This is a genomic window from Verticiella sediminum, from assembly GCF_007558815.1.
GTDB classification, from domain to species: Bacteria; Pseudomonadota; Gammaproteobacteria; order Burkholderiales; family Burkholderiaceae_B; genus Verticiella; species Verticiella sediminum.
The window spans coordinates 133,692-146,647 of record NZ_VLTJ01000007.1; the positions used below are offsets into that span (position 1 = coordinate 133,692).

The 12,956-nt window shown below is 68.6% G+C and carries 12 protein-coding genes; 2 read left to right on the top strand and 10 right to left on the bottom strand.

The annotated features are described in order from the left end of the window. Nucleotides 1-9: 9 nt before the first annotated feature. Nucleotides 10-798, top strand: a complete 789-nt coding sequence (locus tag FOZ76_RS03970) for a crotonase/enoyl-CoA hydratase family protein (protein WP_143946838.1) — start codon at nt 10-12, stop codon at nt 796-798. 60 nt (nt 799-858) lie between these two features. On the opposite strand, the gene ntrC is transcribed toward FOZ76_RS03970, so the two are convergent. The 7 genes from ntrC to rph form a co-directional block, all read right to left on the bottom strand. After that, nucleotides 859-2,433, bottom strand: coding sequence for a nitrogen regulation protein NR(I) (gene ntrC, locus FOZ76_RS03975; RefSeq protein WP_143946839.1), 1,575 nt, complete (start codon nt 2,431-2,433; stop codon nt 859-861). A 12-nt stretch (nt 2,434-2,445) separates the two neighbouring features. After that, on the bottom strand, nt 2,446-3,522 hold the full coding sequence (gene glnL / locus FOZ76_RS03980; RefSeq protein ID WP_143946840.1) for a nitrogen regulation protein NR(II): 1,077 nt from the start codon (nt 3,520-3,522) through the stop codon (nt 2,446-2,448). Between the two features lie 28 nt (nt 3,523-3,550). Beyond that, nucleotides 3,551-4,963 (bottom strand): type I glutamate--ammonia ligase, encoded by a 1,413-nt coding sequence (glnA, locus tag FOZ76_RS03985; protein WP_143946841.1) that lies wholly within the window; start codon nt 4,961-4,963, stop codon nt 3,551-3,553. Nucleotides 4,964-5,315: 352 nt separating this feature from the next. Then, complete coding sequence (locus FOZ76_RS03990) at nt 5,316-6,041, bottom strand: YggS family pyridoxal phosphate-dependent enzyme (protein ID WP_143946842.1); 726 nt, start codon at nt 6,039-6,041, stop codon at nt 5,316-5,318. A 153-nt stretch (nt 6,042-6,194) separates the two neighbouring features. Beyond that, nucleotides 6,195-7,397, bottom strand: a complete 1,203-nt coding sequence (gene hemW, locus FOZ76_RS03995; protein WP_143946843.1) for a radical SAM family heme chaperone HemW — start codon at nt 7,395-7,397, stop codon at nt 6,195-6,197. Further along, nucleotides 7,397-8,017 carry an RdgB/HAM1 family non-canonical purine NTP pyrophosphatase gene (rdgB, locus tag FOZ76_RS04000; RefSeq protein ID WP_143947056.1) on the bottom strand — a complete coding sequence of 207 codons (621 nt, stop codon included), beginning with the start codon at nt 8,015-8,017 and terminating at the stop codon, nt 7,397-7,399. The genes hemW and rdgB overlap by 1 nt, the downstream gene beginning before the upstream one ends. Before the next feature lie 94 nt (nt 8,018-8,111). Further along, on the bottom strand, nt 8,112-8,855 hold the full coding sequence (gene rph / locus FOZ76_RS04005) for a ribonuclease PH (RefSeq protein ID WP_170235284.1): 744 nt from the start codon (nt 8,853-8,855) through the stop codon (nt 8,112-8,114). A gap of 67 nt (nt 8,856-8,922) precedes the next feature. Between rph and FOZ76_RS04010 the strand changes: the two genes are divergently transcribed. Next, nucleotides 8,923-9,846 carry a YicC/YloC family endoribonuclease gene (locus FOZ76_RS04010; protein ID WP_143946844.1) on the top strand — a complete coding sequence of 308 codons (924 nt, stop codon included), beginning with the start codon at nt 8,923-8,925 and terminating at the stop codon, nt 9,844-9,846. A gap of 120 nt (nt 9,847-9,966) precedes the next feature. Here FOZ76_RS04010 and FOZ76_RS04015 read toward each other — a convergent pair whose 3' ends face one another. The 3 genes from FOZ76_RS04015 to FOZ76_RS04025 are packed head-to-tail and all read right to left on the bottom strand — an operon-like array spanning nt 9,967 to nt 12,835. Beyond that, nucleotides 9,967-10,269, bottom strand: coding sequence for an antibiotic biosynthesis monooxygenase family protein (locus FOZ76_RS04015; RefSeq protein WP_170235285.1), 303 nt, complete (start codon nt 10,267-10,269; stop codon nt 9,967-9,969). Between the two features lie 11 nt (nt 10,270-10,280). After that, the gene (locus FOZ76_RS04020) at nt 10,281-11,447 is read right to left on the bottom strand and encodes a M24 family metallopeptidase (RefSeq protein ID WP_143946846.1); all 1,167 of its coding nucleotides are present in this window, start codon (nt 11,445-11,447) and stop codon (nt 10,281-10,283) included. 17 nt (nt 11,448-11,464) lie between these two features. Beyond that, complete coding sequence (locus tag FOZ76_RS04025; protein WP_143946847.1) at nt 11,465-12,835, bottom strand: MFS transporter; 1,371 nt, start codon at nt 12,833-12,835, stop codon at nt 11,465-11,467. Between the last annotated feature and the right edge of the window lie 121 nt (nt 12,836-12,956).

Here is a 12,956-nt window from a genome sequence, read left to right on the forward strand (position 1 = left end):
AGGCGCCCTATGAACGACTTCCTCCTCTACGAACAGGACGGCCCGATCGTCACCCTGACCATGAACCAGCCGGACAAGCGCAATGCGCTCACCGGCAACACCGCCGTGGCCGAGTTCGGCGCCGCCTGCCGGCGCATCGAGGAAGACCACAGCATCAAGGTCGTGATCCTGACGGGCACCGGCACGGTGTTCTCGTCGGGCGGCAACATCCACGAGATGCAGCGCCAGCTCGACCCCGCGATCCTGCCCGCCGACCTGCGGCACGAGTACCGCGAGGGCATCCAGCGCCTGCCCTTGGCGCTGTACAACCTCGAAGTCCCGGTCATCGCGGCGGTCAATGGCCCGGCCATTGGCGCCGGCTGCGATCTCGCGTGCATGTGCGACATCCGCATCGCCGCCGACACGGCGCGTTTTGCCGAGAGTTTCGTCAAGCTGGGGATCATTCCCGGCGACGGCGGCGCCTGGCTGCTGCCGCGCACCATCGGCATGTCGCGCGCGGCCGAACTGACCTTCACCGGCGACACCATCGACGCGCAGCAGGCGCTGGACTGGGGCCTGGTGTCGCGCGTGGTGCCGGGCAGCGAGCTGCTCGCCGCGGCGCGCGAACTGGCGCAGCGCATCGCGGCCAACTCCGGCCCCGCGCTGCGCATGAGCAAGCGTCTGCTGCGCGAGGGGCAACACACGCGGTTGGACACCCTGCTGGAATTGTCGGCCGGCATGCAGGCGCTGGCCCACCGCACCGCCGAGCATCAGGCCGCGGTGCAGGCGTTCGTGCAGCGCAAGCCGGCCAAGGGCTGAGGGTCCCCCGGCGGCGCGTGCCGGGTGAGCGCGAGCCGTCCGGCTCTGCGCTCGCCCGCCCTACTCCATGCCCAGCTCGCGCATCTTGCGCGTGATGGTGTTGCGTCCCAGCCCCAGGCGGGTGGCGGCGTCCACGCGCCTGCCGCCGCAGGCATGCAGCGCGGCGGCGATCAGCACGCGTTCGAAGTCGCGCGTCATCTCGTGCATGATGTTGGTCTCGCCGGCGCGCAGGCGGCTCATGGCGTCCGCCTGCAGGCTGTTCAGCCATGACGCGCCCACGGCGGCGGACGGCGCCGAGATGGCGGTGCGCTCGCCGTGCAGGGTGTCGCCGGCCAGGTCGGCCGTGCGCGATTGAGCCAGTACGGCCTCGGCCGAGGTGGGCGAGTCGCTCGCCCAGCCCGGCGCGGCCGGCGCGGCGCCGCTGGCCTGGGCCGCGAACTCGCGCAGCTCGGGCGGCAGGTCGCGCACGTCGATCATCTGCGAGGGCGCCATGACGGTGAGCCAGTGGCAGATGTTCTCGAGCTGGCGCACGTTGCCCGGGAAAGGAAACCGCATCAGGGCCTGCGACGCCGTGGCGCTCAGGCGCTTGGGTTCGACCCCCAGGCTGCGTGCGCTGGCCGTCAGGAAGTGCGCGGCCAGCAGCGGAATGTCCTCGGCGCGCTCGCGCAGCGGCGGCAGGCGCAGGCGGATGACGTTCAGGCGGTGGAACAGATCCTCGCGGAACGTGCCCTGCCGCACGCGCTGCTCGAGCGGCTGATGGGTGGCGGCGATGACCCGCACGTTCACCCGGATCGGGCTCGCCCCGCCGACGCGGTAGAAGGTGCCGTCGCCCAGCACGCGCAGCAGGCGAGTCTGCAGTTCGGCCGGCATGTCGCCGATCTCGTCGAGGAACAGCGTGCCGCCGTCGGCCTCCTCGAAGCGGCCGGCGCGCCGGGCATGCGCGCCGGTGAACGCGCCGCGCTCGTGGCCGAAGAGTTCGGACTCGAGCAGTTCGCCCGCGATCGCCGCCGTGTTGATGGCGACGAACGGTTTGTCGGCGCGCGGGCTGTGCCGATGCAGCGCGCGCGCGACCAGCTCCTTGCCGCTGCCCGACTCGCCCGTGATGAGCACCGTCGCCGCCGAGGCCGACAGGCGACCGATGGCGCGAAAGAGTTCCTGCATGGCGGGCGCCTGGCCCAGCATGCCGGGCTGGAAAGCCCCATGGCTGGACGGGCCCGCGCTGCCGCCCACGGCGCCGGCATCGGCCGCGGGCTCGGCCGCTTGCTGCGCGTCGGCGCTGCCGCCGATGGCGCGGCGGATCAGCGCCAGCGCGGCGTCCACGTCGAAGGGCTTGGCCAGGTAATCGAACGCCCCGCCCTGGAACGAGGCCACGGCGCTGTCCAGGTCCGAGTACGCTGTCATCACGATGACGGGGATTTCCGGATAGCGCGACTTCACGGCGCGCAGCAGCTCCAGCCCGCCCAGGCCCGGCATGCGGACGTCGGACACCAGTACCTGCGGACGCTGGTGCTCGAGGGCGGCCAGGGCGTCGGACGCGTTGGCGAAGCTCACGCAGGGCAGCGCCGCGCGCTCGAGCGCCTTCTCCAGGACCCAGCGGATGGAACGGTCGTCATCGACAACCCAGATCGGTTTCATCGTGTGCTCCGGTTAGCCTTGAGAATTCAGTGGCAGCATCAGCCGGAACTCCGTGCAGCCGGGACGGCTATCGAAGTCGATCGCGCCGCCATGTTGTTGGATGATCGTCTGCACCAGCGACAGCCCGAGGCCGGTGCCGCCATCGCGCGCGGTGACCAGCGGCAGGAACACGCGTTCGCGGATGGACTCGGGAATGCCCGGGCCGTTGTCGATGACGTGCAGTACCAGCACGAGCGGGTGGCGCTGGCGCGCCAGCGTCACCTGGCGCGCCACGCGCGTGCGCAGGACGATCTGCGCCTGGCCGCGCCGGCGTTGTTCGGCCAGCACCTGGGCAGCGTTGCGCACGATGTTCAGCAGCGCCTGGATGAGCTGTTCGCGGTCGGCCATCAGCTCGGGCGCCGAGATATCGTAGTCGCGCACCAGCTTCAGGCCGGCCCCGTACTCCGCCATGACCAGCGCGGCGACACGCTCGCAGACTTCGTGGATATTGATGAGGGTCACCACGCGCGGCACGCGGTGCGGCGCGAGCAGCCGATCGACCAGCCCGTGCAGGCGATCGGCCTCGGCAATGATGACCTGGGTGTATTCGGTGAGCCGCGGATCGGTCAGCTCGGCCTGCAGCAACTGTGCCGCGCCGCGCAGCCCGCCCAGCGGATTCTTGACTTCGTGCGCCAGGTTGCGCAGCAGCTCGCGGTTGGCGTCGGCGTGTTCGAGGCGTTCCTCGGCTCGCTCGATGCGGTCGCGGTAGTGGGTCTCGCGCAGCTCGAGCAGCATGGGCCACGGCTGGCCGTGCAGGACCACCACGGCGCCGCTCAGCAGCATCGAATCGACGCCGGGGCGCGTCACCGACAGGGGCAGTATCTTGTGCGCGAAGAGATCGTCGCGCGCTTCCCGCAGCGACTGCTGCAGCGCTTCGGCTTCGTCGAAGAGGCGGCAGACCGGCATGCCGAGCAGTTGCCGGCGCGACAGGCCGAACACATCTTCGGCAGCCGCGTTGGCGTGCACGATGCTGCCCTCGTCGTCGAGGAGCAGCACCGCACTTACCAGCAGGTCCAGAACGGAAAGGTCGTTCACACCAGAGTCGAGCATGCCCGGTCCCGTCCGTTCCGAGGACCGCTTACAGACCGTAGTACAAGTCGAACTCGACCGGATGCGTGGTCATGCGCAGACGATTGACCTCTTCCATCTTCAGCGAGATGTAGGCATCCAGCATGGAGTTGCTGAACACGCCGCCGCGGGTCAGGAACTCGCGATCGGCGTCCAGCGCCTCGAGGGCCTGTTCGAGCGACGAGCAGACGGTCGGGATCTTCGCGTCTTCTTCCGGCGGCAGGTCGTACAGGTTCTTGTCGGCCGGATCGCCGGGGTGGATCTTGTTCACGACGCCGTCCAGGCCGGCCATCATCAGGGCCGAGAACGCCAGGTACGGGTTGGCCATGGGATCCGGGAAGCGGGTCTCGATGCGGCGCGCCTTGGGATTGCTCACGTACGGGATGCGGATCGAGGCCGAGCGGTTGCGCGCCGAATAGGCGAGCTTGACCGGCGCTTCGAAGTGCGGAACCAGACGCTTGTACGAATTGGTGCTGGGGTTGGTGATGGCGTTCAGCGCACGGGCGTGCTTGATGATGCCGCCGATGTAGTACAGCGCGAACTCCGAGAGGCCGGCGTAGCCGTTGCCCGCGAACAGGTTCTGGCCATCCTTCCAGATCGACTGGTGCACGTGCATGCCCGAGCCGTTGTCGCCGACGATGGGCTTGGGCATGAAGGTGGCGGTCTTGCCGTAGGCGTCGGCCACGTTCCACACCGTGTACTTCAGGACCTGGTTCCAGTCGGCGCGGCGCACCAGCGTGTTGAACACGGTGCCAATCTCGAGCTGGCCGGGCGAGGCCACTTCGTGGTGGTGCACTTCGACGGGCACGCCCTGCTCTTCGAGCAGCGTGCACATCTCGGAGCGCATGTCCTGGAACGAGTCGGTGGGCGGGACCGGGAAGTAGCCACCCTTGTGGCGCGGGCGGTGGCCCATGTTGCCGTTCTCGTAGTCGACGCCGCTTTCCCAGGGGGCTTCCTCGGCCTTGATCTTGTAGAACGCGCCGCCGGCACCGGCAGCCCAGGTCACGCCGTCGAACACGAAGAACTCGGGCTCGGGGCCGAAGTAGGCGGTGTCGCCGATGCCGCTGGACTTCAGGTAGGCTTCGGCGCGCTTGGCGAGCGAGCGCGGGTCGCGATCGTAGCCCTTGCCGTCGGCCGGCTCGACGACGTCGCAAGTCAGGATCAGCGTGGTCTGTTCACGGAACGGATCGATGCGGGCGGTATCGGCGTCCGGCATGAGCAGCATGTCGGAGGCTTCGATACCCTTCCACCCGGCGATCGACGAGCCGTCGAAGGCGTGGCCGGACTCAAGCTTGTCTTCGTCGACGGTGCGCGCCGGCACGGAGACGTGCTGCTCCTTGCCCTGCGTATCGGTGAAACGGAAATCGACGTATTTGACTTCCTGCTCGGCGATCAGCTTGAGAATGTCCTGATGGCTGGCCATGAATGCTCCTCTAGGGGAAAAGTGGCGATCAAGTCTGCAAAAAAGGTCTGACGGGTAAAAGCACAGACCGTGCCAAAAATTGGCATCGTGTGGGAGCAAGCACCTGTTCGGTGCCTGCCGCCGGGAAAACGACGGGCATGCACGGCAAATTGGCCGCGCCGTTCTGGTGCCCGGAGGAAGTATTCGGGGCCCTCGGGACAGATTTCAGGTGGAAGCACACCATGATGGGGCATAAACGCACTATATAAGTGCGAAGATACAAATGGAAGGCACCGACACGGTGCTTTACGAGCGTGCGCGGATCGCGTGGGCCGCATGCGCTCCGCGCAGCGGCCGGGGCGCGCGGCGCAGCTCAGGCGTAGTGCCGCTCGCCGAACAAGGCGGTACCCACGCGCACGATGGTCGCCCCCTCGGCGATCGCCCAGGGGAAGTCGCCCGACATGCCCATGGACAGTTCGTCGAACGCGAGCCCGGCCGGCGCATCTTGGCGCGCCGCCTCGCGCAGGCTGCGCAGCAGCCGAAAGCAGCCACGCACCCTCGCCTCGTCGTCGGAGGCCATGGCCAGCGTCATGAACCCGCGCACCTGCAGCGAGGCGAATGCGGGCAGCTCGCGCAGGAAGGCCGGCACGTCCTGCGGCGCGAGGCCGGCCTTGCTCGCCTCGCCCGAGGTGTTGACCTGGATCAGCACGCGCATGGCGCGCCCTTCGGCCTGCAGGCGGCGGTCCAGTTCGGCCGCCAGGCGCAGGCTGTCCAGCGAATGCAGTTCGGCCGCGAAGCGCGCCACGTGGCGCGCCTTGTTGGTCTGCAGATGGCCGATGATGCACCAGTCGATGGCGAGCTCGGCGAGCGCTTCGGCCTTCTCCTGCGCTTCCTGCACCTTGTTCTCGCCGAACCAGGCGTAGCCCAGGGCGTGGGCCGCGCGCAGCCGCGCCGGCGCCACGGTCTTCGTGACGGGCAGCAGCCGTACACTGCTGCGCTCGCGGCCCGCGTCCGTGCAAGCCGAGGCGATGCGCGCCTCGACGGCCTGGAAGCTGGCGTTCAGGGCCGCCAGATCGCCCTTGTCGATCGAATCCGTCATGGCAGTTGCTCCACCGCCGCTCGCCGCCCCGAAGCATGGCGCTGCAGCGATGCGATCCAGGACACCGCGGAGCCGGCTTTGCCGGTCCGCCGGTGCCGCCCCCTTGAGGGGGCGCGCGTCAGCGCGCGGGGGGTGGGTTTCATCCTCGGCCCGTCACAGAAACAAGGCCTGCAAATCGTTGAGAAAGCGCCAGCCCAGCGGGCTCGGCTTCAGGCGGCCCGGGTCCGGGTCGAGCAGGCCGCGCCTGGTCGCGTCGGCCAGGGCCGACGCGATGGCGGCCAGCGACAGGCCGGTGCGGTCCGGGAAGTAGCTCGCCGGCACGCCGTCGCGCAGGCGCAGCGCGTTCAGCATGAACTCGAAGGGCAGCTCGTCGGCGGCGACTTCGCGGTCTTCGGCCAGGTGCGAACCATCGCGCTGCACGGCCTGCGCCATCCACGACTGCGGATTGCGCAGCCGCGCCTGGCGCACGATACGATCCGGGAACGACAGCTTGCCGTGCGCGCCCGGCCCAATGCCGAGGTAGTCGCCGAACTCCCAGTAATTGACGTTGTGTAGACAACGCGCCCCCTGCCGCGCATAGGCCGAGACTTCGTAGTGCTCCAGGCCCGCGGCGCCCGCCATATCCACCACCATGTCGTGCATGGCGGCGGCTTCGTCCTCGTCGGGCAGCCCCGCGGGCGGAAACTTGGCGAAGACCGTGTTGGGCTCGAGCGTCAGGTGATAGAGCGACAAGTGTTCGGTGCCGAAGCCGAGCGCAGTGCGCACGTCGCTGGCCAGCATGTCGCGCGTCTGCCCCGGCAGGGCCGTCATGAGGTCCAGGTTCACGCGCGCGACGGCGCGCTGGGCCATCTCGACGGCGCTGCGCGCCGCGCGCGCATCGTGTATGCGCCCGAGCGCGTGCAGACAGCCGTCGTCGAAACTCTGGATGCCCAGCGAGATCCGGTTCACGCCGCTTTTCGCGTAGTCGGCGAAGCGGCCGGCTTCGGCGGTTCCGGGGTTGGCCTCCAGCGTGATCTCGGCCTCGGGCAGCAGCGGCAAATAGGAGCGCAGCATGGCGAGCAGCGCATCCAGCGCCGCGGCCGACAGCAGGCTGGGCGTGCCGCCCCCGATGAAGACCGACACCACCTTGCGCCCCCAGACCAGGGGCAGCGCCTGTTCCAGGTCCGCGGCCAGCGCCGCCAGGTACGCCGCCTCGGGCACCTCGCCCTCGGCCGCGTGCGAATTGAAGTCGCAATACGGGCACTTGCGCACGCACCACGGCACATGGACATACAAGGCCAGCGGCGGCAGCAGGCTCAGCCGAGTGCCCTCGCCCGCGCCGGCGCGCCCGGCCGGCAGGATGGGGATCGTTCGCATCAGCGCGTTTCGTCCAGCCGCGCCATCAATGCGGCCAGGGCGCGCGCGCGATGGCTCGCCGCGTTCTTCTGCGCCGGTTCGAGCTCGGCCGCGGTCCGGCCGAGTTCGGGCAGCAGGAAGTGCGGGTCGTAGCCGAAACCGTGCTCGCCGCGCGGTGTGTCGATGATCTCGCCGCGCCAGATGCCCTCGCCGACCAGGGGCTGGGGATCATCGGCCGAGCGCACCAGCACCAGGAGCGCCACATACCATGCCGAGCGCTCGGGCTCGCCGCGCAGGCGTTCCACCAGCAGGGCATTGTTGGCCGCGTCCGACTTCTCGCCGCCGGCGAGCGCGGCGTAGCGCGCCGAATACACGCCGGGCGCGCCGCCCAGGGCGCGCACGCACAGCCCGGAATCGTCGGCCAGCGCGGGCAGGCCGGTGAGCCTGCTCGCATGGCGCGCCTTGGCCAGCGCGTTCTCGAGGAAAGTGACGTGCGGTTCTTCGGCCTGCGGCACGCCGAGCTGCGACTGCGGCACCAGCTCGATGCCGTGCGCGCCGAGCAGCGCGGCGAACTCGCGCAGCTTGCCGGCGTTGTTGGAGGCCAGGACGACGCGGCCGAGCCCGGCCGAACCGCCCGTCATCGGCGCATGGCTCACTGGCGCGCCCTCCCGCCGGCCGCACCGGCGTCCCGACGCGCGCACGGCACGCCGCCGTCGGGCAACCCTGCCGCGCTGCTCATGCCAATGCCTCTCGCTGCAGTTGCACGAGGCGGGCGATGCCCTGCTCGGCCAGCCCCAGGAGCGCGTTCATATCGCCGCGCGTGAACGGCACGCCCTCGGCGGTGCCCTGCACTTCCACGAAATGCCCCGCGCCGGTCATGACCACGTTCATGTCCGTATCGCAGGCCGAATCCTCGACATAGTCCAGATCGAGCACGGGCTGCCCGCCGACCATGCCCACCGACACGGCCGCAACGTGATCGCGCAGCGGCGATTCGCTCAGCATGTCGCGCTCGATCATCCAGCGCACCGCATCCGCGGCCGCGACGTAGGCGCCGGTGATGCTGGCCGTGCGGGTGCCGCCGTCGGCCTGGATCACGTCGCAATCGAGCTGCAGGGTGCGCTCGCCCAGCGCGCTCAAATCGATCACCGCGCGCAGGCTGCGGCCGATCAGGCGCTGGATCTCCTGGGTTCGGCCGCTCTGCTTGCCGCGCGCGGCTTCGCGCTCGCCGCGGGTGTGGGTGGCGCGCGGGAGCATGCCGTACTCGGCGGTCAGCCAGCCCTGGCCGCGGCCCTTCAGAAAACCCGGCACCTTGTCGAGCACGCTCGCCGTGCAGAGCACTTGCGTATCGCCGAAGCTCACCAGCACCGAGCCTTCGGCGTGACGGGTGTAGTGTCGCTGGATGCGCACCTCGCGCAGAGCGTCGGCCGCGCGCCCCGACGGGCGCGGCGAGACGGTTGCGTTATCCAAAGCTGTCATATGATTGCTACCTGTTGCACCGGTGGAATGCCGGCGTATACCAAACCCAGATTGTACGAGCCCGCCCATGATCCGCAGCATGACCGCCTTCGGCAGCGCGAGCGTCAACCTTCCCATCGGGACGGTGACCCTCGAACTGCGCAGCGTCAACAGCCGTTACCTCGACCTGTATTTCCGCGTGCCCGACGAGCTGCGCCACCTGGAGGCCGCCCTGCGCGAACGCCTTTGCGCGGCGGTGCCGCGCGGCAAGGTCGAGGTGCGGGCCAATCTGCTGCGCCGCGCCCAGACCGACCCGGGCCGCATCAACATCGCGGCCCTGCAGGGTGCGGCCGAGCTTCTGCAGGCCGTGCGTGCCGTCGTGCCCGACACCGCCGCGCCGCGCCTGGCCGAACTGCTGGCCTGGCCCGGCGTGCAGGCCGACGCCGACGACCCGGCGCAGTGGGACGAGGCCGTCCTGGCCGCCTGCAACCAGGCGCTGGTCCAGTTCCAGCAGGCGCGCGACGCCGAGGGCGCGCGCCTGGCCGGCGTGATGCGCGAGAAGGCGAGCGCGATCGGCGAAGTCCTTGAACAGGTCCAGGGCCAACTGCCGCAGATACTCAACGACTACCGCGAGCGCCTGGGCCGCAAGCTGCGCGACACCGTGGCCACGGCGTTCCCGGGCGGTTTCCAGAACATCAGCGGCGCCGAGCTTTCCGAACGGCTCGCCCAGGAAGCCACCCTCTTCACCCTGCGCATCGACGTCGACGAGGAGCTTGCGCGCCTGAAGTCGCACCTCACCGAGCTCGATCGCATCCTCGGCGGCGGGGGTGCCAGTGGCCGCGGCCGTCCCTCGGGCAGCCCGGGCAAGCGGCTGGACTTCCTCTTCCAGGAAATGAACCGCGAGGCGAACACGCTGGGCTCCAAGGCGGGCGCAATCGAGATGACGCGCGCGGCGGTGGATCTGAAGCTGCTGATCGAGCAGTTGCGGGAGCAGGCGCAGAACATCGAGTGAGGGTTTCGGTGTCGCACGCGCCATCCGAAACGCATTGAGCATCAGATGTCGAGACCGTTGGCTCAGTAACCCGCAGGTTCGCCGTGACAACAGCCTGACACGCGATAAAGGCCTCGTCGATCATGGCGGCGCGTTGCAGGAATGGGCCATTTCGAGCAGGGTGGAAGAAGGCGCCTGCGCCAGGAAGATGGCCAGATGGGGGCCTTGCGCCGCGCGCACCGGGCTTGCAAGCCATTGCCGGTACGACGCCTCGCCGTCCCACAACGCGCTCACATACATAAGGTCGGGGTCGTCCTGCGAAAGCATCAGCTCGCCCCCGAGAAAACCCGGAATGGCCTCGGCGCATTCCTCGAGCACGCGCCTGCGTGCAAAGGCCTGCGCGGCCGCTTCGCGTTGGCCTGGATGCACGCGCAAGCTGAGCAATGACCGCACTCTCATGCCTCCACCTGCAGCGTCAGCGCCTGCAGCGTCTCGGGCGCGTGCGTGAGCGACAGGTTGCCGGTTTCCGTGACCAGCACCGTGTCGGAAAAACGAAAGCCGCCGATGCCGGGCAGATAGATCCCCGGTTCAATGCTGAACAGCATTCCCGGCTTGATCTCGTGCGCATAGCCTTCAGCGAGAAACGGCGCTTCGTGCCGCGTCACCCCGAAGCTGTGGCCGGTGCGATGCAGGCGGTTGTCGCCGTAGCCGCGCGCCTTCAGGAGATCATTGACCCTTCGGTCCACCTCGGCCATGTCGGCGCCCGGCACCGTCAGCTCGAAGCCGAGGGCACGCGCTTCGAGCATCGCATGGAAGGGCCGTACCGCGGCTTCCGGCACGTGGCCGATGAAAAAGGTGCGCTCCACTTCCGCGCCGTAGCCGTTCGCCGTGCCGCACAGCAGCGTGACGTGCGGCCCGCCTTCGACCAGCTCGCACGACAGATCGGGCACCAGGTGCGGATCGTGGGAGAACGCGGGTGGCGTGGCCACCGCGATCGCCTCGCAGGCCAGCACGTTGGCGCGCGGGTTGTCGGCGAGCAGCTCGCCGACGAGTGCGCCGCCGATCTGCGAGTTCAGGGCCAGCGTCGAGGCACCGGGCCTGGCGGCGGCGAGCAGCCGCGCATGGCCGCGGCTGAGCCACCGGCTCGCATATGCGAGGCGGCCGATCTCGTAGGCCGACTTGATCTCGCGTACCGTGTCGACGATGTCGGTCTGCACCGCAGTGCCCGGAACCGCCTTGAACACGGCGAGCGGGCACAGCGATTCGATGCCGACGCGATGCGACGGCTTGAGCACCTCGTTCAGGCGGTCGGACCACATCTGCCCTTTGGGCGCGGGGAATTCGAAGTAGGTCAGGAGCTGTAGTTCGCCGACGGCGCGCGAGCGCACGTGCGTTTCTTCCAGCTTCGGGCACAGCAGGGTCGGCGCACCGCTGGCAGGCACCAGAAGGATGAACGGCCGCTCGTGGACGAAGTTCTTGAAGTTCGTCAGGTAGTAGATGTTCGACGGGTCGTGGCTGAGATAGAAGTCCAGGCCCTGCCGGGCCATCTCAGCCTGCACCGCGCCAAGGCGCCGCGAGATTTCCGGTGGGTCGGGGTTCTCGCAGGATGGGATGATTTGCATGGATGTGTCCTCTGTGCTCAGTGAGCCATCTCTTGCGCCGAGATGGCTTCGAGCGACCGGTTCTTGGTGGAAACGCCGAAGATCAGCACGGCGAGCCCACCGAACAGCAGCACGGCCGTCGTCATGCTGAACACGCCGGCAAAGCCGGCAGCGGGATAGACGAGGCCCACCATGAGGGGAGCGATGGCTCCGCCGAAGCGGCTCATGCCGGAAGCCATGCCGGTGCCGGTGGCGCGCACCTGGGTCGGGAACACCTCCGGCGTGTAGGCATAAATGCCGGCGTAGGCGCCATTCATGAAGAAGGACAGTGCCATCCCCGCAAACATGATCTGGGTCTCGCCTGTGGCGAGGCCCATGGTGATGGCGGACACGCCGCCCAGCAGCATGTAGGAGACGATGACCGCCTTGCGGCCGATGACCTCGTTGAGCCAGGCGGCAGAGAAGTAGCCCGGGATCTGCGCGACGTACATCACGATGGAGAAGCCGAAGCTCCTGGTCAGCGACATGCCGTTTTGCACCAGCAGGCTCGGAATCCAGGTGAAGAAAGCGTAGTAGCTGAAGGCTTGCGACATCCACAGCGCCCAGGTCATGAGGGTGATGCGCCTGAGCTTGCGCGAGAGCAGCGTGGCGTAGTTCTTCAGCGGCGAGCCGCGCTCGGCACTCGGCGTCTGCGAGGCGACTTCCTCCGGGTCCAGCGCGGGCAATGCGGCGCCGCGCTGCATGGCTGAAGCTTCCATCACGGTCAAGGTGGCCTCGGCCTCAGCGGCGCGACCCTGGCTCTCGAGCCAGCGCGGCGATTCGGGCAGGGTGCGGCGCCACCACAGCAGGATCACGACTGGCGCGGCCGTGATGAGGATGACGTAGCGCCAGCCGTCGGGGGACGTTGGCACGATGAAGTAGCCCAGCAGCGCCGCGAGCACGAAGCCGAACGAGAAGAAGCCCGCCAGCGCCCCGGTGAAGATGCCGCGGTAGCGGCGGGCGACGAACTCGGAGAGATAGGGCGCGATGATCACGCTCTCGGCGCCGGCGCCAATGCCGGCCACGATGCGCAGTGCCACGAAGGCGTGCCAGTCGTTGACCATCGCGCTGGCGGCCGAGGCCAGGCAATACAGGACCAGCGCGGACATCATCACCTTGCGCCGGCCGATCAGGTCGCCCAGCGTGCCGGCTGAGAACGCGCCGACGATGGCGCCGACGAAGGCCGCGCTGACCATCATGCCGAGTTCCGCGGTGGACAGGTTCCAGGTCGTGCGCAGTACCGGTATGACGAAGGCGAGGACCGCGCCGTCCATCGCATCGAAGGTGTAGCCCAGGCCGCCGGCAAGCAACATTTTGCGATGGAAGCCGGAAAACGGAAGCCGCTCGACGCGGGCCGAGATCATGGTCATGGCGAGGCTGTCTCCATTTCTTGGGAGTGAGAGGATGGGCGATGACCATCCAAGCTCGCCAGAGTAGGATCAAAGAAAGATATTGAAAAATTTATATACTGAATTCACTCCATCGACTGCG

Excerpts from the sequence above, each read along its gene's own strand:
- glnA (WP_143946841.1), bottom strand. The coding sequence starts at position 4,963 with ATGGCCAGCCATCAGGACATTCTCAAGCTGATCGCCGAGCAGGAAGTC.
- rph (WP_170235284.1), bottom strand. The coding sequence starts at position 8,855 with ATGACAGCTTTGGATAACGCAACCGTCTCGCCGCGCCCGTCGGGGCGC.
- FOZ76_RS03970 (WP_143946838.1), top strand. The coding sequence starts at position 10 with ATGAACGACTTCCTCCTCTACGAACAGGACGGCCCGATCGTCACCCTG.
- FOZ76_RS04020 (WP_143946846.1), bottom strand. The coding sequence starts at position 11,447 with ATGCAAATCATCCCATCCTGCGAGAACCCCGACCCACCGGAAATCTCG.
- FOZ76_RS04025 (WP_143946847.1), bottom strand. The coding sequence starts at position 12,835 with ATGACCATGATCTCGGCCCGCGTCGAGCGGCTTCCGTTTTCCGGCTTC.
- FOZ76_RS03990 (WP_143946842.1), bottom strand. The coding sequence starts at position 6,041 with ATGACGGATTCGATCGACAAGGGCGATCTGGCGGCCCTGAACGCCAGC.
- rdgB (WP_143947056.1), bottom strand. The coding sequence starts at position 8,017 with ATGACGGGCGGTTCGGCCGGGCTCGGCCGCGTCGTCCTGGCCTCCAAC.
- hemW (WP_143946843.1), bottom strand. The coding sequence starts at position 7,397 with ATGCGAACGATCCCCATCCTGCCGGCCGGGCGCGCCGGCGCGGGCGAG.
- glnL (WP_143946840.1), bottom strand. The coding sequence starts at position 3,522 with ATGCTCGACTCTGGTGTGAACGACCTTTCCGTTCTGGACCTGCTGGTA.
- ntrC (WP_143946839.1), bottom strand. The coding sequence starts at position 2,433 with ATGAAACCGATCTGGGTTGTCGATGACGACCGTTCCATCCGCTGGGTC.
- FOZ76_RS04010 (WP_143946844.1), top strand. The coding sequence starts at position 8,923 with ATGATCCGCAGCATGACCGCCTTCGGCAGCGCGAGCGTCAACCTTCCC.